The organism is Petrotoga sp. HWHPT.55.6.3 (assembly GCF_002895495.1).
GTDB classification, from domain to species: domain Bacteria; phylum Thermotogota; class Thermotogae; order Petrotogales; family Petrotogaceae; genus Petrotoga; species Petrotoga mobilis.
The window spans coordinates 16175-38099 of sequence record NZ_AZRJ01000021.1 but is presented as its reverse complement, the minus strand read 5'-3'; the positions used below and the strand labels follow the sequence as shown (position 1 = coordinate 38099).

At 33.9% G+C, this 21925-nt stretch carries 22 protein-coding genes and 1 pseudogene; 10 read left to right on the top strand and 13 right to left on the bottom strand.

Translation table 11 applies throughout. The features are described 5' to 3' along the window. Window positions 1-83: 83 nt before the first annotated feature. From X926_RS06920 to X926_RS06910, 3 genes are all read left to right on the top strand, one after another. Window positions 84-1184 carry a nitronate monooxygenase family protein gene (locus tag X926_RS06920; RefSeq protein WP_103065522.1) on the top strand — a complete coding sequence of 367 codons (1101 nt, stop codon included), beginning with the start codon at window positions 84-86 and terminating at the stop codon, window positions 1182-1184. Window positions 1185-1328: 144 nt separating this feature from the next. Then, entirely contained in the window at window positions 1329-2495 is a 1167-nt protein-coding gene (locus tag X926_RS06915; protein ID WP_103065521.1) for an iron-containing alcohol dehydrogenase, read from the top strand. 90 nt (window positions 2496-2585) lie between these two features. Then, the gene (locus tag X926_RS06910; RefSeq protein ID WP_199171189.1) at window positions 2586-3764 is read left to right on the top strand and encodes an MFS transporter; all 1179 of its coding nucleotides are present in this window, start codon (window positions 2586-2588) and stop codon (window positions 3762-3764) included. Here the strand turns inward: X926_RS06910 and hisC are convergent. From hisC to acpP, 13 genes and pseudogenes are all read right to left on the bottom strand, one after another. Continuing rightward, the gene (hisC, locus tag X926_RS06905) at window positions 3745-4842 is read right to left on the bottom strand and encodes a histidinol-phosphate transaminase (protein WP_103065519.1); all 1098 of its coding nucleotides are present in this window, start codon (window positions 4840-4842) and stop codon (window positions 3745-3747) included. The genes X926_RS06910 and hisC overlap by 20 nt on opposite strands. Then, window positions 4839-5495, bottom strand: coding sequence for a bifunctional phosphoribosyl-AMP cyclohydrolase/phosphoribosyl-ATP diphosphatase HisIE (hisIE, locus tag X926_RS06900; RefSeq protein WP_012208846.1), 657 nt, complete (start codon window positions 5493-5495; stop codon window positions 4839-4841). The genes hisC and hisIE overlap by 4 nt, the downstream gene beginning before the upstream one ends. After that, on the bottom strand, window positions 5482-6240 hold the full coding sequence (hisF, locus tag X926_RS06895) for an imidazole glycerol phosphate synthase subunit HisF (protein ID WP_012208845.1): 759 nt from the start codon (window positions 6238-6240) through the stop codon (window positions 5482-5484). The genes hisIE and hisF overlap by 14 nt, the downstream gene beginning before the upstream one ends. Beyond that, on the bottom strand, window positions 6240-6944 hold the full coding sequence (gene hisA, locus X926_RS06890; RefSeq protein ID WP_103065518.1) for a 1-(5-phosphoribosyl)-5-((5-phosphoribosylamino)methylideneamino)imidazole-4-carboxamide isomerase: 705 nt from the start codon (window positions 6942-6944) through the stop codon (window positions 6240-6242). Before hisA ends, hisF begins: the two co-directional genes overlap by 1 nt. A gap of 4 nt (window positions 6945-6948) precedes the next feature. Continuing rightward, window positions 6949-7539: an imidazole glycerol phosphate synthase subunit HisH gene (hisH, locus tag X926_RS06885; protein WP_103065517.1), complete on the bottom strand. Its 591-nt coding sequence runs from the start codon at window positions 7537-7539 to the stop codon at window positions 6949-6951. Between the two features lie 11 nt (window positions 7540-7550). Continuing rightward, complete coding sequence (hisB, locus tag X926_RS06880; protein ID WP_103065516.1) at window positions 7551-8087, bottom strand: imidazoleglycerol-phosphate dehydratase HisB; 537 nt, start codon at window positions 8085-8087, stop codon at window positions 7551-7553. After that, window positions 8084-9214, bottom strand: a pseudogene (gene hisD / locus X926_RS06875) (histidinol dehydrogenase); the annotation flags it as partial. The gene hisB and the pseudogene hisD, both read right to left, overlap by 4 nt. Window positions 9215-9264: 50 nt before the next feature. Next, window positions 9265-9897, bottom strand: a complete 633-nt coding sequence (gene hisG / locus X926_RS06870) for an ATP phosphoribosyltransferase (RefSeq protein ID WP_103065514.1) — start codon at window positions 9895-9897, stop codon at window positions 9265-9267. Further along, on the bottom strand, window positions 9894-10679 hold the full coding sequence (locus tag X926_RS06865; protein ID WP_103065513.1) for an ATP phosphoribosyltransferase regulatory subunit: 786 nt from the start codon (window positions 10677-10679) through the stop codon (window positions 9894-9896). Before X926_RS06865 ends, hisG begins: the two co-directional genes overlap by 4 nt. Window positions 10680-10990: 311 nt before the next feature. Further along, the gene (locus X926_RS06860; protein ID WP_012208838.1) at window positions 10991-11599 is read right to left on the bottom strand and encodes a transglycosylase SLT domain-containing protein; all 609 of its coding nucleotides are present in this window, start codon (window positions 11597-11599) and stop codon (window positions 10991-10993) included. Between the two features lie 37 nt (window positions 11600-11636). Next, on the bottom strand, window positions 11637-13082 hold the full coding sequence (locus tag X926_RS06855) for an alpha-amylase family glycosyl hydrolase (protein WP_103065512.1): 1446 nt from the start codon (window positions 13080-13082) through the stop codon (window positions 11637-11639). Between the two features lie 15 nt (window positions 13083-13097). Beyond that, window positions 13098-14681, bottom strand: coding sequence for a CTP synthase (locus X926_RS06850; RefSeq protein ID WP_103065511.1), 1584 nt, complete (start codon window positions 14679-14681; stop codon window positions 13098-13100). A gap of 84 nt (window positions 14682-14765) precedes the next feature. Further along, window positions 14766-15023, bottom strand: coding sequence for an acyl carrier protein (gene acpP / locus X926_RS06845; protein WP_012208836.1), 258 nt, complete (start codon window positions 15021-15023; stop codon window positions 14766-14768). A gap of 260 nt (window positions 15024-15283) precedes the next feature. On the opposite strand from acpP, the gene X926_RS06840 reads away from it, so the two are divergent. The 7 genes from X926_RS06840 to mutS all read left to right on the top strand — a co-directional run bounded on the left by X926_RS06840 (window position 15284) and on the right by mutS (window position 21887). Next, window positions 15284-15847: a hypothetical protein gene (locus tag X926_RS06840; protein ID WP_103065510.1), complete on the top strand. Its 564-nt coding sequence runs from the start codon at window positions 15284-15286 to the stop codon at window positions 15845-15847. Beyond that, window positions 15835-16515 (top strand): 16S rRNA (cytidine(1402)-2'-O)-methyltransferase, encoded by a 681-nt coding sequence (rsmI, locus tag X926_RS06835; protein WP_103065509.1) that lies wholly within the window; start codon window positions 15835-15837, stop codon window positions 16513-16515. Before X926_RS06840 ends, rsmI begins: the two co-directional genes overlap by 13 nt. Next, window positions 16487-17893 (top strand): exodeoxyribonuclease VII large subunit, encoded by a 1407-nt coding sequence (gene xseA / locus X926_RS06830; protein ID WP_103065508.1) that lies wholly within the window; start codon window positions 16487-16489, stop codon window positions 17891-17893. The genes rsmI and xseA overlap by 29 nt, the downstream gene beginning before the upstream one ends. 95 nt (window positions 17894-17988) lie before the next feature. Continuing rightward, window positions 17989-18261, top strand: coding sequence for a hypothetical protein (locus X926_RS06825; protein ID WP_103065507.1), 273 nt, complete (start codon window positions 17989-17991; stop codon window positions 18259-18261). Window positions 18262-18341: 80 nt separating this feature from the next. After that, a complete protein-coding gene (locus X926_RS06820; protein ID WP_233186707.1) occupies window positions 18342-18647 on the top strand; it encodes an extracellular matrix/biofilm biosynthesis regulator RemA family protein in 306 nt (101 codons plus the stop codon). A gap of 3 nt (window positions 18648-18650) precedes the next feature. Next, a complete protein-coding gene (clpP, locus tag X926_RS06815) occupies window positions 18651-19268 on the top strand; it encodes an ATP-dependent Clp endopeptidase proteolytic subunit ClpP (RefSeq protein WP_103065505.1) in 618 nt (205 codons plus the stop codon). Between the two features lie 165 nt (window positions 19269-19433). Beyond that, window positions 19434-21887, top strand: a complete 2454-nt coding sequence (mutS, locus tag X926_RS06810; protein ID WP_103065504.1) for a DNA mismatch repair protein MutS — start codon at window positions 19434-19436, stop codon at window positions 21885-21887. Window positions 21888-21925: the final 38 nt, after the last annotated feature.

The following is a 21925-nucleotide window of genomic DNA, read 5'->3' as shown; positions in this document are numbered from 1 at the left end:
TAAAATGAGTAATTAAATGGGTGGGGAGTGAGACAAAGGGGCGCTAAAGCAACTAAAAGCAGTGTAGAAGACAAAAAGGGAGAGTGAATCTTATAAATATTTTAAACATCAATGGTTTAGTTCCGAAGCTACCAATAATCCAAGGAGGTATGTCTGTTGGTATATCTCTTGATAATTTGGCTTCAGCGGTAGCAAACGCTGGAGGGATTGGAGTAATAGGTACTGCAGGAATTGGGTTAATTGAAAATCCTCAAACGAGAAAAGTGAAAGAAGCGAATATAGAAGGCCTTAAAAAGGTTATTAGAAAGGCAAGAGAAAAGACAAAGGGAATAGTTGGCGTTAATATAATGACCGTTTTGACTGATTATAAAGAGCTTGTGAAAACAGCAATAAAAGAAGAAATAGATTTAATAATATCTGGAGCGGGGTTACCTTTAAATTTGCCTGAATTTCTAGATAAAAATTCTAAAACAAGGTTAGTTCCTATAGTTTCTTCTTTAAAAGCTGCCCAGGTGATATTCAAAAAATGGTGGATGAAATATAAGTATATTCCTGATGCTTTTATAGTGGAAGGTCCAAAAGCTGGAGGACATTTGGGATTTAAAAAGATTAACCTTGAAAATCCCGAATTTCAACTCGAAGTTACCGTTCCTCAGATAGTAAGTTTCTGTGAGGAAATTAAAAAAGAATATAACAAAGAAGTACCTGTAATAGCTGCGGGAGGTATCAACACACCCGAAAAAGTGAAAGAAATATTTTCGTTGGGGGCGAAGGGGATACAAGTAGGAACTCCTTTTATAGCCACTCAAGAGTGTGATGCCGATATAAAATTTAAAGAGGCTTTGATAAATGCCAAAGAAGAAGATATAGTAATAATTGAAAGTCCCGTAGGCCTTCCGGGAAGAGCTATCAAAAACAAATTTATAGAAGATGTTTCAAGAGGAATTAAAAAGCCGTTCAAATGTCCTTATCACTGTATTAAAACGTGTAATTTTGTTGATGCTCCTTATTGTATTGCCCAAGCTCTGCTTAACGCAGCAAAAGGGAATTTAGATGACGGATTTGTTTTTAGCGGACAATACGGTTACAAAATCGATAAAATTACAACCGTACAAGAGGTAATAAACTATCTTTTTGAAATCAACGTAGATAAAGTGAAAGAGTCATCTCCTCACCTCTCGTAGAGACAGGGGGCTCGTGATAAATAGAATGTGTTAATGGGCCTCAGTTACAAACAAAAAGCTGAGAGGCGTAAGCCAGGGCGAAAAAGTCTAACGTAAAATTTAAATTAAAGACATTAAAAAATAAAAAAAAGAGGAGGTTGCGTTATGTTAAATTTTGAATTTGTAAGTCCTACACGAATAATCTTCGGGAAAAAAACCGAGGAAAAAGTTGGAGAAGTGGTAAAAAAGTACTCCAATAAAATTTTATTTCACTATGGGCAAGGAAGTATTAAAAAAACAGGTTTGTATGATAAAGTGGTAAAATCTTTGAAAAAAGCAGGGGTTGAGTTTGTTGAGTTGGGTGGCGTTCAGCCCAATCCCAGATTAAGTTTGGTAAGAAAGGGTATTGAAATATGTAAAAAAGAAAATATTAATTTTATATTAGCTGTTGGTGGAGGAAGTGTAATAGATTCTTCAAAGGCTATAGCAGCAGGAATGAAGTATGAGGGAGACGTATGGGAATTATATGAAGGGAAGGGAACTTTGAAAGAAGCGCTTCCCGTGGGTGTCATTCTAACCATCCCTGCTGCGGGTAGTGAAGCTAGTATGGGGTCGGTTATTACAAATGAAGAGGGATGGTATAAAAGAGCAATAAATTACGATATTTTAAGACCGGTTTTTGCAATAATGAATCCTGAACTGACTTATACACTTCCACCTTTTCAAACAGCCGTAGGAACGGTGGATATGTTAACTCATGTAATGGAAAGGTACTTCACCAACACCCAGCATGTTGAGTTAACCGATAGATTGAGCGAAGCTACAATGAGAACTATAATTCACAATGCACCTTTAGCCCTTAAAGATCCTTACAATTACGATGTCAGAGCTGAAATCATGTGGGCTGGTACCGTTGCGCATAACGGTTTATTAGGAAATGGAAGGGAAGAAGACTGGGCAACCCATGATATAGAACATGAAGTGAGTGGCATTTACGACGTTGCCCATGGAGCAGGTTTGGCTGTTTTATTCCCTGCATGGATGAAATATGTTTATAGGCACGATTTAAACAGGTTTGCTAGGTATGCTGTAAATGTTTGGAACGTCGAAGCTGATTTCTTTAACTTAGAAAAAACCGCTTTAGAGGGTATTAATAGGCTTGAAAAATATTACAAAGAGGATTTAAAATTACCAATCACTTTGAAGGAATTGAAAGTTCCCGATGACAGATTCGAAGAAATGGCGCAAAAGGCTACGGAAAGAGGACCTGTGGGTAATTTTGTAAAACTTTACAAGGAAGATGTTCTAAATATCTTAAAATTGGCAAAGTAAAAAAAGGGCTCTATGCCCTTTTTCCATTTTTGAATGGACTATTTCGTTCTCAGAAATCACACTTTAAAGAAAATCAAGGAAGGATCACAGTTGGAGCAAAAAAAGAAATCAGTTTTTTGGAATAAAAATTTACTAATAGTTTTCGGTGTAACTTTGATGGCAGTTTTGGGGGTTTCAAGCATTTCTCCCATTTTTCCTGTTCTCATAGAAGAATTTGGAATATCTGAATCACAAGTAGGCTTGCTAATAACTTTTTTTACGTTACCAGGTGTTATACTAACTCCTATATTCGGGATTTTAGCGGATAGATACGGAAGAAAAAAGATTTTGATACCCTCTCTATTGTTGTTTGGGATCGCTGGTTTTTTATGTGGATTTTCTAAAAATTTCTCAATTTTGCTATTTTTAAGATTCTTTCAGGGTATGGGTGCAGCTTCTTTAGGGGCTTTGAATGTCACTATTATAGGTGACCTATTTTATGGGGAAGATAGAGTTAAGGCTATGGGATACAACGCTAGTGTTTTGAATATCGGAACTGCGGTTTATCCATCCATTGGTGGTGCACTTTCACTTTTAGGATGGAACTTCCCATTTTTTCTTCCGGTTTTAGCCATTCCAATTGGGCTTTTGGCATTATTTTTGTTAGAAGATAAAAGTGTAAGGAACAACGAAAGCATAAAAGATTACTTTTTTAACCTTATAAGATCCGTAAGGAATGCAAAAATTATCTTACTTTTTATAGGTGGCCTTTCAACTTTCATTATCCTTTATGGAGTCCATTTGTCTTATTTTCCATTTTTAGCAAGTCACAACTTTGGATTGTCTCCTTTTCTTGCAGGACTTTTAATGTCTGGGATGTCTTTTACAACCGCTTTAGGTTCATCGCAACTCGGAAAGTTGGGGAATAAATTTAACGTTAAAAATTTATTGATATTTTCTTATTTGTTTTATACTTTATCTCTTATTTTGACACCTTTTATGCAAAAGGCATGGCAGTTGCTGATACCGATAATTATATTTGGAATAGGACATGGTATAAACGTCCCATCAATTCAGACTATGATAGCAGAATTGGCTCCTTCTGAGTACAGAGGAGCCTTAATGTCATTAAATGGAATGATTTTGAGACTAGGACAAACATTAGGTCCTATAATAATGGGCTTTTTATACACTTTTGGTGGAGTGAATATAGTTTATTTTTCTGGTGCTATTTTCGCTATAGGGATATTCTTCTTGTTATTATTGCTTTTTAACGTTCATAAGACTTAATCTGTTTATCAAAATTGTTGACTAATTCTTTAAAAAGCGATAGAAACTTTTGATTTTCTTCTTTGGTTCCAACGGTTACTCGAATTTTATTTTCTAAAGTCCCAGAGTATTTTCTCAAAAGAATTTTATTTTCTAAAAAGTAGTTGTAAACATCTTTAGCTGTTAAGCCTTCTATTTTATCAAAATCCAGAAGTACAAAATTAGCATCACTTTTTAAGGCGACTCGTCCAAACTCTTTTGAAAGTTTATTTCTTTCTTCGATAATGTAATCAATTTTTTCTAAAACAGGATCGTAATTTTCTATTATGGTTTCCACCATCTTTTCAGTTAATACGTTGAAACTGTAGGGGGATTTTATTTTCATTATTTGTTTAACTATTTCTTCATTGGCTATTAAGATACCTGCTCTGATACCTGCCAATCCAAACGCTTTGGAAAATGTTTTTAATATTATAAGATTTGGGTAGTCTTTTAAATGTTGTATCATGCTTATTTTTGAGAAATCTGCATATGCTTCGTCAACAATTACAGGGACCCCTGTTTTTAAAGCTTTTAAGATCTCTTTTTGGGGTTGTAAATTTCCAGTAGGGTTATTTGGCGAACAGATGAATATCATACCCGTTTGATCATTTACGGATTTATCTATGTCTTTTATTTCGTAATTGGTGTTCAAAGGGATTTTTTTTACTGAAAAGCCGTTGAGTAGAGAATAAAATTCGTACATTTCAAATGTAGGTGGACAAACTATTACCTCGGTTCCAGAAAAGATTTTAACCAAGTAAGAAATCATCTCATCGCTGCCATTTCCTACCACTATGTTGTTTATGTCAAGATCTATATTATATTTTGAAAAATATGAGTTTAAGAAAGTCGCTATTTTTTGTCTGATGTTGTCAGCGGTTAATTCGGGATACCGATTTATGTTTGTTTCTGTTATCTTTTGGAAAAAGATCTTTTTAAGATCTAAAGAAAGATCGAATGGATTTTCATTTTTGCTGAGATCTATGAATCCTTCATTGATATTAATATTAGAAGGTTTATATTCCTCAAAACTTTCTAAAATTGGGTTGAATTTCAACTTTGCTTACCCCCCTCTGGTGAGTGCCTCTTTTTTAATTCTTGAACAACTTCTCCTATATCTATTCCTTCGTAGGTTAATAACACCAACAAGTGATAAATCATATCGGCGGTTTCATATATGGTTCTTTCTCTATTTGGAGCAACCAAAACTTCGACCGCTTCTTCTCCAAACTTTTTATAGATTTTTTCCTTTCCTTCATTAAACAGATAAGTTGTGTAAGATCCTTCTTTTGGGTTCTTTTTTCTCTCTTTTATAATTTCCTTTAATTGGTTCAGAAAATCTAGTGAGTAATCTATATTAGATTCAGGTAGTTTGTCAATTTGTTCGATTTTTCTAAAACAACTTTTCGTTCCTAAGTGGCAAGCTGGTCCTGTTTGATCAACTTTTAAGAGCAATGTGTCGTTATCACAATCTACAAACGCTTCTTTCAATTTTTGATAGTTCCCGCTTGTTTCTCCTTTCATTCTGATTCTTTCTTTGCTTCTTGAGTAATAATGAACATATCCTGTTTGTAGAGTTTTACTAAGAGCCTCTTTGTCTGTATAACCTAAAGTTAATACGTCACCATCGAGACCTTGAACTATTACAGGTATGAGGCCATTGTTTTTTTCCCAATCTAATTTGTCTATTATTTGTTTATAATCTAACATTTATTCCCACCTTCTTCAATTGGATTTTGAGGTCTTTTGCAGTGTAGATACCATAATGGAATATGGATGCAGCAAGAGCGGCATCTGCACCTATTTGAAAAACATCGATGAAATCTTTAACTTCTCCCGCTCCACCTGAGGCGATAACTGGGATTTCTACAGCGTCAACTATTTGTTTGGTTAAATTCAAGTCATACCCTTTTTTTACTCCATCGGTGTTCATAGAAGTAACCAGTAGTTCCCCTGCTCCCAACTCTTGACACTTTCTAGCCCACTCAACAGCGTCTAAATCCGTTTTTTTACTTCCTCCGTGTGTGTATACATAGTACTTTTCACTTTCGACGTCTTTTTTTGCATCTATTGCAACTACTACGTTGGAGCTCCCTATTATTTTTGAACTTTCTTTAATTAAATTTGGATTTTCAACGGCAGCTGAATTTATGAACACTTTATCTGCTCCACATTTTATTATTTCTACCATTTGTTCGACTGTTTTTAATCCACCACCCACGGTGAAAGGTATGAAAAGTTCTTTGGCAATTTCCTCAACAAGGTTTTTGAGTATATTACGTTTTTCTTTAGATGCCGTTATATCTAAGAATACGATCTCATCAACCCCATCTTTTTCATATTTTTTGGCAAGTTCCACAGGATCTCCCGCGTCCCGTATGTTCTCAAATTGTACTCCCTTTACGACTCTTCCTTCTTTTATATCCAAGGCTGCTACGATTCTTTTTGTCAACATTATCGTTCACCTCTTAACTCCTGCAGATTGATTTTACCTTCGTAAAGAGCTTTTCCTATTATAGCCCCATCGAAACCTATATTTTCCAATTTTTTTAAATCTTCTTTTTTACTTACACCCCCGGCGTATATTATTTCTTCATCTTGCCAGAATCTTTTTATGTTTAAAGAAACACCTTCTAAAGTTCCGTCTTTGCTTGTGTCTGTATATATGAATCTGTTGGTGTATTTTTTAAAAATAGAAAAAGCATCTTCTAAGGTAATTAGTGAGTTTTCTAACCAACCTTTTGTTTTTAAAGTTCCGCTCTCAACATCCAAACTAATGGTTATATTGTTAAAAGCACTGGTGACTTTTTCTAAGAATTCTAAGTTAAAGGCTGCCGTACCTATGATCACATAAGTAACACCTATTTCGTAGGCATTTTTTATGTTCTCAAAAGTTCTTAATCCTCCACCCAGTTCAACTTTCAACCCGGTTTTTTTGATTATTTGTTTTACAACATCTAAGTTTTTTACAGAGCCTTCAAAGGCACCATCTAAGTCAACAATATGAATCAGATCGACATATTTTGAAAATTCTCTGGCTATTTCTATGGGATCTCCATATTCTTTTATTTCATTTTTGCTACCTTTAAAGAGTCTTACCGCTTTTTTGTTCATAAGGTCTATTGCCGGTATTATTTTTATGTTGTTGATAGACTTCACCTCGTTATAGATTTTTAAAGTTTTCTAATAATTTAATACCTTTTTCGCCTGATTTTTCAGGATGGAACTGTACTCCGAATACATTTTCCTTTTGAACACTTGATGCAAATCTACAAATTTTTCCTTTGCTTTCGTATTCTGTGTATGAAATTGTGTATTGATCTTCAGTTGTTATGTAATAAGAGTGTACAAAATAGAAGAAACTCCCATTCTCTATTCTTCGAAAAATCAGAGAATCTTTTGAAAATTCCACACTGTTCCAACCTATGTGGGGTACTTTCATGTTTTTAAACTTAACCACTTTTCCAGGTAAATAAGAAAGTCCTGTGCCTTCACCTTCTTCGCTACTTTCAAATAACAGTTGCATTCCTAAACATATACCTAAGAAAGGCTTGTTTTTGTCGATATGTTCCAATATATAATCTTTTAGAGGAATTATGTTATTTGAAACTATTCCAAAAGAACCTACCCCGGGTAGTATGATTTTATCTCCTTTTTTTATGTCATTTATTTCATTGCTAATAATGCCTCCGACAGCTTTTTGGACATTTGAAAAGTTACCAACTCCACCATTTAATATGACTATTTTCTGCATATCTACCACCTCTATACTTCGTAAACTCTATTTGTACTTTCGAGTTTGTCACTTGGTTCAAGGGCCGTTTTTAAAGCGCTACCCAATGCCTTGAAAGAAGCTTCAATTATATGATGAGCGTTTTCACCATTTATTTGCTTAATATGGATAGTTGATTGTAAATACCTTGATAACCCCAGAATTAATTCTTTGAAGTTACCTAATTCAAACCCTTTTTCAGCATCTTTTATGTCGATATCTATGTTTGTATAGGATCTTGAAATATCAATCGAAACGAGAATAAGGGCGTCGTCCATTGGTAGGATGGAGGTTCCAAACCTTTTTATCTTCTTGCCTTCCACTTCATTCTTTAAAAATTGGCCGATTGTTATACCCATATCTTCCCATAAATGGTGGTTAAGATCGAACTTTGCCTTGATAATTACATTCTTTCCCATGTAGTAGAATAGGGTTTTCAATAAATGGTTTAACACAGGATCCCCGGTATCAACAAATAATTCCTTAGAATAATTTATTTCTATGTCCGTTTCGTCAGTTTTTCTTCTCATTTCCTCACCTCCATAGACTTTTTGTGTTGGTACATACCCTCGATTTCCGCCATTCTTATACCTAAGTATCTCTCTTTTAACAACTCGTCTTTACTCACTTTTGCAACGGATATTTTTTTTGTAAAATCTGATAAGTTCAAAACGGAGGAGAAACGTGCCGCACCACCCGTTGGCAGTACGTGGTTAACTCCCAAGAAATAATCCGCTGCCGGTACAGGTGTGTAATCTCCCAAATAAATAGCCCCAGCATTTTGTATGAGTGGTAGTACAGATTCAGGATCTTTTGTCATTATCTCTAAGTGTTCAGGTGCTATTTCATTAGTTTTAGCAGCACAATCTTCTATACTTTTGAAAAGGTATCTATCTATCCCTTCTCTTTCGCAATATTCGTATAATTCTTTTGAAGTAGTGACCAAGAAAGCTCTAGATTCATAACCATGTTCAAGTTGGGAAAGTAAGTCGTTTAGAATGTATTCTGGTTTTGCTGTCTCATCGGCTATCACACAGATTTCTGATGGTCCTGCCAAACTGTCTATCCCAACTTCCCCAAACACCTGTCGTTTTGCTTCATTCACATATTGATTTCCGGGACCAAATATTTTATCTACCTTCTTCATGCCTATGCCGTATGTCATAGCGGCTATTGCTTGAATTCCACCAATTTTGTAAATTTCTTTTATTCCTAACTTTTTTGCTATATAAATTATGTAAGGGTTTATTACCCCATCTTTTGGAGAGGAAGTGATCAACATTTCTTTTACACCTGCAATTTTTGCTGGAATGGCGACCATCAACAAACTTGAAGGTAGAGGTTTACCTCCAGGAACATAAATACCTATCCTGTTTATGGGTCTATTAATCAGTCCGTAGGTTGAGTTATATTCATTGGAATACAAGATATCTTCTGTTTTTTGTTTTAGATGGTAATCCTCTAACCTTTGAATCGTTCTTTCTATAATTTCTTTATCTTGCATTGGGATTACTTCGTCGATATCCCATTCTTCAACTTTTAATTCTAAATCACCATCATAATTATCGAATTGTTTTGAATACTTTTTTACTGCAAGCATTCCGTTGTTTTTTATGTCGTTTAATATCTGTGAAACATAGCTCTGCAATTCCATTGATTTTCCCTCCTTCGATTTTTTGCACCGTCTTTATAGACTCTAGAATTTGCTCAGAGTTCTTTTGTTCCGTTTTTATAATTCTTTGCCTTATTTATTAGATCGTTTATAAAATCGAACTTTGTTTTTTGGGTTATCCTGTTTACCAAGAGTACTGCGGAGATATCCATTATCTTGTATGACTCTTTTAAATTGTTTGCTTTTATCGTGTTTCCCGTATCAACAATATCTACTATGGCATCCGCTATACCGGTTTTTGCTGCCAATTCTACCGCTCCATTTAACTTGAGTATCTTCACCTTTAAACCCTTTTCAGAAAAGAAATTTTTTGTAATTTCAGGGTATTTGGTCGCTATTTTGTATCCTTCCATATTTTGAAAAGATATTTCTCTGTTTTCTGGTAAGATGATACTCATTCTACATTTACCAAAAGGTAGTTCTAATGGAATATACACTTCATTGTTTCTTTCAAGGACAACATCACTTCCGCATATCCCAATGTCTACTCCATTTTCTACGTATACAGGGACATCAAAAGCTCTTGGAAAATAAAAGGCATAACCATTTTCATATGATATAAGTTCTCTCTTCGCAGGTTCTTTAACATTTATACCTATCTTTTTTAGAAAAGCCTTACTGTCTTCCAGCAATCTTCCTGATGGCAATGCGGCTGATATTGTTGTCATCTCATCATCTCCCCTATAATATCCAAATTTAAAGCCATTCCACACGAATATTTGCCGTTTATCTTGTATTGACCACCGTTGCCTAAAAGGTAACCATTATCCGGTGAATAAATTTCAAATACAACATCTTCATAGTAATTCATGTATTTCATTGTTCCAAGATCGATATATATTCTTGGGTCGTTAATGTTTTTAATTATTGTGTTTAATTTTGGAATGTTTGTTTCTTTTCCTCTGTAATTGAAAAGAGTAGCTATAGATGCTTTTACCCCCTCATCCAGCGGAAGGTTTTCAATGATCTCAAAATTTCTCAACTCAACAGCCCTTAAAATTTTGTCTCTGTATTGTGGGACTGTTTTTAAAATTCTCTCCCAACTCCTTATTGAACTTACGTCTATAAAGAAATTTTTTATATCCAACAGTGATAGAATTTCGATGGTTAAACGCAGAATTTCTTCTTCGATTTTGACTTCTTCTCCATTTAGTATTTCAAATCCAAACTGCCAAACACCGGATAAATTTTCATCTAAAATTTCCGAAATGTAAAATACTTTTTCTTTTTCTTCTACTTTATCCATGTCGATCAACCAAGAAGTCACATCGGGTTTTAAAAGGTAAAAATTTCTTCCATCAGCAAATTTCAGCCCCTTTATTAAATTTTCAGAATACTTTGTTATAGAAGGGGGAAACAGTTCATAAAAATCGTGTTTAAATAGGACACTCCTAATTTTGCTAACGATATTTGATAATTTTTGAGATTCAGTAAAGATGTCTTTTTTCATTTTAAACCCCTTTCTTTTGTATTTTAAAAATAAAAAACCGGTCACAATTATTCGTGACCGGTTATTACGTTTAGCCTTGTATGCGGTGATTTATAAATAACAACATACATGGCATGTGTTAACTCGGCCACGCCATGTATGATGATGAGTATTTAAATTAAACAATGTTTTTGAATTGATGCTCGTTTTAAAATTAGACATTATATTTACCCCGTTTATAACAAATAATCAAACCAACTAACAAAATTTTATCATATTTTTGCAACAATGTCAATCAAATAAATTGTTTGAACAAAAGTCAGATAGCTTTTTTAAATAATGGGATATTTAATGGCAATCTTATTTATGTTATAAACTACTTTATTTGCGTAATAATCATTTCCGCCGCCATTGTACCACCCTAGGGCTTTGTAAGGATCGCCGTGAGTTTCCATCAAATACTTCAAATAAGCTGTCCCGACAAGTATGTTGTACCTAGGATCTAATAAAAGTCTTTCTTCAATCCAATCCAAACTCGTTTCAGTATAATTCAAGCTTGCAAAAAGGTCATAATATTTGTTTACAACAAACTGCGCGGTTGATGGTCTAAGCTGCATGTAACCTACTTCTCCGTAACTGCCAATAATATTTTTGAAATTTGTTTCAGTGTCTATTATTGCCGCTATCATCAAAGGGGATATTTCAAAGATTTTTGAAGCTTCCATAATGGAGGAAACAAGTAATTGCAACCTATCTTGTGGCATATCTTTCCCGACTGCTAGTTTGTATTGTGATGAAATAAAATCGAATAAAACGGTTTTAATAGTTATATCTTCTTTGACATCCTCTTGATTGTTAACATTTACATAGGGGGATAAAGAGAACGCTGCCAACGAAAGCGTTAAGAGCATTATAATAGTAGTGTATCGTTTTTTGTGCATTTTTGTATCACCTCTCTAATGGACCCCCACAATCCCTTCAACTTTTTTTGATTAAATAAACACCGTAAGGTGAAAGTTCAACATAACCTTGTGCTGCTTTATTGTTTCCAATAGACAATAATTCTTCTCCATTTTCAAGCAAAACGGAGCATTTGGAAGATTTTAGGTTATAATAAGCTATAAATTCATTTAATTGACTATAACACCTTAATTTTACCATATTTTGGTCAAAATTCAAAATCTCGATCCGTGCATCGTCAATCCATGGGTTAGACTTTCTAAATCTAATCAAATTTTTTATGATATTTAAAATCGAATTTTTCTTGTTTATCTGCTCTTCAAAAGATTCCCCCGAATATGGAGGGTTGAATTTATACCCTTTCCATTCCGTTTGACCAGGTCCAAAACCATTTTCGTACCAATGAAATGGTTCTTGACTGTCTTCGGTAAAATTAACGTCAAGGGGTATGCCTTTCATTCCTGTTTCCTCGCCATAGTAGATAAAAGGAATCCCTGGAAGGGTATAAAGAATTGAAAAACCTAACTTTACTTTCTCCTCGTCTTTTAAGTCAGACAGAATCCTTGTCATATCGTGATTAGTTAAAAAATTACCTGACATAGATAGAACCTTACCATTTGGTAGATACTCTGTCATACATTTTTTCAATGTTTCTACTAGTTCCTGAGGTGATTCGTTCTTTAGCGTCATCTTTAAATCCTCTGCAAGAGGAAAATTAAAACTTATATCGAATATTCCTTCGTACTTTCTTACTATTTCCGGTGCATCCCAGACCTCACTTATAACTAAAGCATCGTTTTTTATGGATTTTATATAGCTAACCATCTCTTTCCAGAATTCGATATTTTTTTCATGTTGGTAATGGAATCTCATCTTTTCAATGTCAAAATCAAAAATGTGTTTTGCAGCGTCCAATCTAAAACCATCAAAACCATTGTCTAACCAGAATTTAAAGATCCTTTTTATCTCTTCCCACAATTCTTTGCTTTCAAAATTAAGGTCAGGAGAGGCAGGACCGAAGATGCCGTAAAAATATCTGTCACCTATCTTTTGCCAGATTTTACTTTCATCCCAATGCCTTTTTTCTTCTAAATCAGCTTTCTCGTTAGCCCAAATGAACCAATTTTTGTAGGGCTCTTCTCCCCTAAGTGCGCGTTGAAACCATTCTGATGTAACTGCAACGTGATTAATGGGAAGATCAAGGATAAATTTAATACCTTTCTTGTGGCCCTCGTTTAATGTCTCTCTTAAATCTTTTAAATCCCCATAAACAGGGTTAACCTCAAAAAAATTGGAGACTGTATAACCATGAAAGGCTGGAGATTTCATAATTGGTAAGAACCAGACATGATCAACTCCCAAATCACAAAGGTAATCCAGTTTTTGTTTTAATCCCTGTAAATCTCCCAGGCCGTCACCATTTGAATCATAAAAAGAACGTAAATATAATTCATAAAAAGTCATTTATTTTCCCCCTTTTCACTTATTTTGTTCTATTGCTTCAATAAATGCTTTGAAGATAGGATGCGGATCTCCAACTTTTGTTTTAAATTCTGGATGGTATTGAATGCCAATATAAAAAGGATGAGAATTCAATTCAATGGCTTCAACGAAATCTGTCATAGCTGAAATAGAAAGTTTATTAGGAACATTTTTTCCTTTTTCAAACATATTCTCGAACTCTTTGTAATTGACTTCATAACGGTGTCTGTGCCTTTCAAGGACAGAATTTTTTTCTCCATAAATCTTGTGAAGTTTCGTATTTGGAAATATTTCAATTTTTTGAGCGCCTAGTCTCATAGTACCACCCAAATTCAACATCTTTTTTTGTTCTTCCATCAAATCTATAACAGGATAAGGAGTATTTTCATCGAATTCTGTAGAATTAGCTTCTTTGTAGTCGAAAACATTTCTGGCATACTCAATGACCATTAGTTGCATACCCAGACAAATCCCTAAAAGAGGAACATTATTTTCACGAGCATATTTTATAGCCTTTATTTTTCCTTCTATTCCTCTTGATCCAAATCCACCTGGGATAATTATACCTTCGTATTTACTTAAAAGTATTCTAATTTCCTCTTCATTCATTTCTTCCAGTTCTTCGGAGTTGATTAGATCGGGCCTTTTAGTGCCACTTAAAAAAACACTTTCCATTATGCTCTTGTAGGCATCATCGGTACCTAAATACTTGCAAATCATAGCAATTTTTAGGTTTTTAAATGTTTTGGGACATTTCCAACTTAATTCTCCTACTTCTTTTGATATTTCCAGATTCAATTTACTTGAGATAAGCGCATGAATATTCTTTTCATATAGCATTTGAGGAACTTCATAAACATTGGCTAAATCAGGAAGGTTGACAACGTACTCTAAAGGGACGCCGCCAAACAGAGCTACTTTTTCAAGACTGGAAAGATCTATCTCTTTTTCCGTTCTTACCAAAAGCATATCTGGTTGGATTCCTATTCTTCTTAAAAGTTGAATAGATTGTTGGGTTGGCTTGGTTTTAAACTCGTTGGTTACATGTAAATAGGGAACAAAGGTTACATGTATAAACATAAAATTTTCTCGGCCTTTCTCAAAGGATAGCTCTCTTACTGCCTCTAAAAATATTTCACCTTCAATATCGCCAACGGTACCCCCTATTTCAATGAGCAAGACTTCTGTGTCTATCTCTTCGATTCTTTCTTTTATTCTTTCGGTGACGTGAGGCACCATCTGAACGGTGGCTCCTAAATACTTTCCTTCCCTTTCTTTTTCGATAACGTATTTATACACTTGGCCAGCTGTCATATTGTTAAAACTTTTCATCTCTATCCCTAAAAATCTTTCGTAATGGCCCAAATCAAGGTCTGCTTCGTAACCATCTTCTGTCACAAAAACTTCTCCATGTTGATTTGGGTTCATAGTTCCTGCATCTACGTTTAGATAGGGATCTATTTTCAAAGAATTGACTTTTAATCCCAGTTCTTTTAAAAGCCTTCCTATTGAAGCAGAAACGACTCCTTTTCCTATACCGCTGAGTACTCCGCCGGTTACTATAATATATTTTTCAGCCATTATTTTTCACCTCTTTTTTAAGAAAAAATTACCATATTTTAAAAAACAAGGGGGAGCGAAAGCTCCCCTCTTTTTGTGATTAATTCAATCCTCATCGTCGATGTTCAATTTTTCAGATAATAAATTAACCGCATTTTCAACGGTTTTGATTTTTTCTAACTCTTCATCTTCTATCGTTACTCCGAATTCAGACTCAAAAGCCATGGTCAAATCCACTAGCTCTAAAGAATCCGCGTCTAAATCATCGGTAAATGAGGCATCCAACGTAACTTCATCCTCGTCGACACTCAATGTATCTACGATTATTTCTTTTACTTTTTCGAACAACTCATCCTTTGTCATATTCGTTTACCTCCTTAGCCATAATTTATCATCTTCCGAACGTTGGTCATTGATAAAATTCGTGTCAATTATAATGAGTTATTTTGGTTTTGTCAAGTTTCTTATTTTCATAAAAGTAAAATATTTATGAAATTTCTCTTTTTTATAACCTAAAAATTCTTTTTCAAGGATATTTAACAAGATTTTGAGCGTTGTTCAAAGAAAATGGCGTTGATATGGTATAATTATATATATACAAGTTAAGTAAAGAGGAGATTGCATTGAAATATGAGAATGAGAGAAAGTATAGAATACCCGATAAATATACATTTAAAAAGTTAGTCACAAAGGCCTTTGATGAATGGCTTATACTTCAATGGTACGATAAAAATGGTTTGAGAACGCGGTTAGAGATAAAAAAGGGCGAAAAAGTGTGGACTACAAATCTTAAAAAAGAAATAAAAAAAGGACTTAGAGAAGAGGAAGAAGGGTTTATAAAAGAAGAAGATATTGATTTTGACAATTTAAAAAGTCAAAGGATGGTAATGAAAAAAAGATATCTTTTAAATAAAGACCCGGAAATAGTAGTAGATGAGTTGTTAAACCCTGATAATTGTATAAGGTATAAAAAAGAATTTTCGGAGATAATGTATCTTCTAGAAATAGAAGAAAAGGGAAAAAAGGTTGATTTAACTAGGTTCTTGATGGATTTTTTAGGCGACATTTTCTGGAAATTGGAAGACTTAACTTATTTAGATGGATACAACAATTCCGACTTTGCAGGAGAACATCAATGCGATTTAAACAAAATTATTGGATGTGAAAAATCAAAATGGGAAAATTAATTCTAGTTGGCACACCCATAGGTAATTTAGAAGATATTTCTTTAAGAGCCTTAAAAACCTTGAAAGAAGCTGACTTGATACTCACGGAGGATAAAAGGGTTACCTTGAAATTGATAAATCATTTTGAACTGGGCAAAAAGGAGTTATTCACTTTCAACGAGGCAAACTCAGAAAAGATTATGGACACAGTTCTATCTTTGATTGAAAGTCATAATATAACAGCCTTAGTATCAGATGCGGGTATGCCTGTTTTAGCAGATCCTGGCTTTAACTTAGTACAAAGATGTTGGGAAAAAGGTATTCCAATAGATGTGGTGCCAGGCCCTTCAGCCTTAACTTCTGCTTTAGCTGTGAGTGGATTCCCTGCTTCGAAGTTTTTGTTCTTAGGTTTTTTACCTCGGGATAAAAAATTGAGAAGACTTTTGAGAGAGATAAAAGAGTTCGAATATCCAATAGTTTTTTTTGAATCTCCAAATAGAATAAAAAAAACCTTGCAAGAGATTTTGGAAATTTTTGGAGAGATAGATGTACTCGTTGCTCGAGAAATGACGAAACTGTATCAAGAATTTTTTAAAGGGAAGATTTCTGAAGGGATAAAATTTTTTGAATCAAAAGATCAAGTGAAAGGAGAGCTTACCGTTGTTATTTTCCCAACAAGAAGAATTTAAATTTGAAAGTATACAAGAGTTGATAGAATATTTGAACAGTATATTCAGCAGTTCTCCTCTTTACAGACAAGAGATCGAGGTTATAGGTGATGTAACTCATGCAAAGTATAGCAAAAGAGGGGATCTCTACGTCGAACTTTCTCAAAGGGTGGGAAGTTCCAATTATTCAATAACAGTTGTTTTCAGCCAAACTGTTGTTCCATATGTTTTTGAACATTGCAGTATTGACAACGAAAGGGAACTCTTCAACAAAAGATGGAAGTTTCAAGGGGTTGTTAATTTTTGGAAAAGAGAAGCTAAGTATGTAGTATCAGGCTCATCAATAATACCTTTAGGTGCTTCTGAAATAGAAAAGAAGAAAAAAGAAATATTGGAAAAGCTGGAAAAGAGCAACCTTTTGAGGAAAGTGAAACATGAACTAATAGAACTTGATCCAATAAAAAAGATAGCCGTTATTACTTCACCAACCGCCGCAGGTTTTGGAGATTTTCAAAAAAACATTAATCATTCTAGGTTTATTCCTATTGTACACCTATACCCTGCCCCCATGCAGGGAGCAGAAACAGTGCCTGGAATCAAAAAAGCCTTGTTTGCCATTTTAAAGTCAAGCATCGATTACGATGTAGTTGTTATAATTAGAGGAGGCGGTTCAAAAAGCGATCTGATGTATTTTGATGATTTTGAACTTGGTTCTCTTATAGCAAAGTTTAATAGAAAGATCCCTGTTCTTACAGGAATAGGTCACGAGCAAGATTCTACAATCCCTGATTATGTTAGTTGGAAAAACTATTCAACACCTACAGAGGTATCAAGAGACATAGTCAACCAAATTAACTATTTCGCAGATACTCTAGAAACTTTAGAAAAAAATATAACCTATTCTTTTACCAATGTTTATTCCCAAATGGAGAACTTACTTTCTTTCAATACAATTAACAACATTAAATACTACCTCGGTAGAGAATTGATAAATATGTTCAGAGTTTTGGACGAAGATCAACTTAGCATTAATAGAAAAATTAATCAAATGATTGAAAGTAGTGAAAAATCAATCTCTTTAAACAAATTACTATATATTCAAAGATTCATAGAATATAGCATCAAAACTTACAATCAAAATATAATAAGTACAACGAATGAAATTATTTCTGAGTTGAAAAGTAAGTTCGAAGTATCAGAAAGGCTTTTATTTAGTACTTTTCAAGAGCTCACTAAGTCGAGTCCTTTTGGTGCTTTTTTAAATAACGGAGTTTTGGTAAAAAAAGGCGAAGATATCATTGATAGTGTTGAAAAATTACAAACAAAAGACGAGGTTAAATTAATATTTAAAGATGGAGAAGCTGAATCTAGCATCGAAAAGATTCAAAAATGGGGATAACTTTAGATGGGCGGGCTGCGGGGCGAAGGGGCGCTAAACATGGTTAAAGTTTCTAAAAGCAAGAAGAAATTCAATGAAAGAGGTGAATAAGAAGGATGGAAGAAATAATTAAACTCAGTGAGGAAGAAATTAAAAACTTGAGCTTCAAAGAACAATTAGAACTCTTAGAACGTATCAACGATTACTTTCAAAATGAAAAGCAAGACGAATTGGACATTGAAAATGCCCTTGAAATTTACAAAAAAGCGTTGGATATACTCACCTACGCAAGAGAAAAATTAGTCGGCTTAAAGGAAGAAAAAGCACAAATTGATGAAAAATACGAAAAGATAAAAAATCAATTGAGCGAGTCGGCTGATATCGATTAAGGATAATTTAATCAAAAAATAATATTTGTTGTGTATAATTAATTTAGCAAAAAGCATATGGAAGAGGAAGATTGATAGGAATGTTTATATCGGTTGGAAAAGGTGTTTTTGTGCCTACAGAGAGGATTCATTCTATAGTCCCAGATTCCTTTGTTCAGTTTAGTAAAATAAAAAAGATTTATCATGGAATAGATGTAGTTACTCAGTTTGGAGATGCAAACGAGTTAGAAAATTTGCCTCCACCTTTAACTGCTTCTGTCAGTTTAATTGATGCTTCATATGGCAAAGCAGTCAAATCGATTATTTACATGGATAGCGGTCAAATAGTGTTATCTACACTTGAAGCCAAAAAAATTATAGAAAAGATCAAGAAAGGAAGGCGATAAATTATGTCAATACCTATGCCGGTAGTTATAGAAACTGAAGGAAGATACGAAAGGGCTTATGATATCTATTCTAGATTGTTGAAAGATAGAATAGTTTTTTTAGGGACACCCATAAACGATGATGTGGCTAATGTAATAATTGCCCAATTACTCTTCCTAGAATCTCAGGATCCAGACAAAGATATATTTTTATACATAAACTCTCCAGGAGGTTCTGTAACCTCAGGATTAGGAATATACGATACGATGCAGTACGTAAAGCCAGATATTTCAACTATATGTATAGGTCAGGCTGCCTCTATGGGAGCGGTATTATTGGCTGCTGGTGCAAAAGGTAAAAGGTATTCTTTACCTTATTCAAGAATAATGATACATCAACCTTGGGGTGGCGCCGAAGGAACAGCGATCGATATACAAATACACGCTAGAGAAATTTTAAGATTAAAAGATGATCTAAACAACATACTTAGTAAACATACTGGACAATCTTTAGAAAAAATAGAAAAAGATACTGAGAGAGACTTTTTTATGAATGCACAAGAAGCTCTAAACTATGGTCTCATAGATAAAGTTATAACAACCAAGAGTGAAGCCACCACTAAAGAAAACAACGAAAAATAATGGAACACCGTTTTATTTATCACCAACCAAATTTTATTAACTTTTCAAATCAAAAGAGGGCGCCTGAAATAATGCGTCCTTCTTTTGATTAAAGAGATGATATATTAGTAATAAACCAATTGTTAAAAGGTAACATGGCGTCAAAGAATGTGAGGAGGATCAATTATGAGTGACTTAACTCCGATGATAAAGCAATATCTAAAGATAAAGGAAGAATATAAAGACTCTATTTTACTTTTTAGACTCGGAGATTTTTATGAAACTTTTTTTGAAGATGCCAAAAAAGTCAGTGAAATATTGCAAATTGTCTTAACGAAAAGAAATGGTAATCCTATGGCAGGGATTCCATACCATGCCTTAAACAACTATTTAAAAAGGCTTTTAGATGCCGGGTATAAAGTAGCTATATGTGAACAGATGGAGGATCCTCAAAGTTCAAAAGGTATAGTCGATAGAAAAGTAACTAGAATACTGACGCCTGGTACCATCATAGACGAAGGAATGTTGGAAGAAAGTAACAGATTTGCCGCCTTAATTACCAAAAATGGGAATTTGTACAAAATAGCTATTTTTGATTTTTCAACCGGTGACTTCTATTTAGATTCATTTGACTTCAAAGAGGATGAACTATTGGACTTTATTTCCTCTTTTGGTTTGGTACAGATTTTGTTATCTAAAGAACTTGAACAACTATCAAAAAAGATAAAAAATTTAACCAACGAGATTTATGTAGAAATATTGGACGAATGGTACTTTTCAAACAATTTCAAAGACCATTTGAAAGAAACCTACGAAGTTTTAAGTCTTGATCATTTGGATTACGACGATGATGAATTAAAAGTAGCCGACGCCGTTTTAAAGTATTTAGAAGTCACACAATTTTCAAAAATCAAACACATGAAACTTCCAAAAAGATTTAAGACAAAAAAATACATGTTTTTAGATTCCAACACTATAGAAAATCTTGGTATTCTTCCCACCAATTCAAACAAGGGGAAAACTCTTTACGACATTCTAAAATTAACAAAAACCAGTATGGGGAATAGGAAATTGAGAGAATTCATCCTTACTCCTTTGACCGATAAAGAAAATATAGAAGAAAGGTTAAACAAAGTCGAACATTTAGTTGAAGATCCTCTTTTATTAGAAGAACTAAAAGAATATTTGTCATCTATAAAAGACCTTGAAAGGATCTCTTCCAGGATTTCCTTGATGAAGGCAACCCCAAAAGACCTTGTTGCGTTAAAGGATTCTTTGGAAGTGGTTCCCTATATAATCGAATCTTTAACTTCAAATCCAGGATTGTCTGATTTTTTTGATGGTATAGATGTCCTTAAAGAAGTTAAAAATTTTATCGAAAATACCATTATCGAAGAACCATCTCTTGTTCCTGGTAGCGGGAAAGTAATTAAAGAAGGTGTTTCAGAAGAGTTAGATGAATACAGAAACATATTTAATAACCTAGATAGTGTTTTAAAAGGTATTGAAAAGAGGGAGAAAGAAAAAACTAAGATTAGCAGTTTGAAAGTAGGAAGGAATAAGATCTATGGTTTCTATATAGAAGTTTCGAAAGCGCAATCCTCTAAAGTTCCCGATAATTACGTAAGGAAACAAACGTTAGTTAATACGGAAAGGTATACAATAAAAGAATTGGAGGAAGTTGAACAGCGCTTAGCATTATCAGAAGAAAAAATAAAGGTTATTGAAAAAGATATTTACGATAAGGCATTAACACATCTAAGTCAATATGTAGATAAAATAGAAGAACTTTCCAATAAGATCGCTGAACTTGACGTTTTCAGATCTTTCGCAGAGGTTAGTAGAGTTTACAATTACAAAAGACCAACTTTTGTGCAAAACTCCAAAGAAATAAAGATAATCAACGCAAGACATCCGGTGGTGGAAAGATATGTAGATGAGTTTACTCCTAACGACTTATATTTAAGTGAAGATAAGTTTTATATAATCTTGACAGGTCCTAATATGAGTGGAAAATCAACTTTTATAAGGCAAATAGGGCTCATAAGTGTGATGGCACAAATTGGTTGCTTTGTTCCCGCCCAAAAGGCTGAAATCCCTATTTATGATGGTATATTTACAAGAATCGGAGCAAGGGACGATATAGTTAGCGGAAAATCAACCTTTTTAGTCGAGATGCTAGAGGTTTCAACTATATTGAATAAAGCAACGGATAACAGTCTTGTCCTCCTTGATGAAGTGGGAAGAGGTACGAGTACGTTAGATGGTATTTCTGTCGCATGGGCAATTTCAGAATATTTATTTCAAGTTAAAAGATGCAATACAATCTTCGCTACCCATTATACTGAGTTAACTTATATGTCACATATATACGAAGAAGTTGCTGCAAAAAGGATAAAAGTTTTAGAAACTATGGATGGGGTTATATTTTTACACAAAATTGAAGATGGCACCAGTGACAACAGTTACGGTATAGAAATAGCAAGATTGGCAGGATTTCCCATAGAAATAATTGAAAGATCAAAAGAAATATTGTCTCAACTGTCAAATAGAGTTGACTTGGAAAGTAGGTTGAAGAGAATTAAAAATATTAACAAGAAAAAATATGAATCACAGGAAAATCAGTTAAAAATGTTTTAATTTATGATATAATTACAAAATAGGTAAAATATTAATCT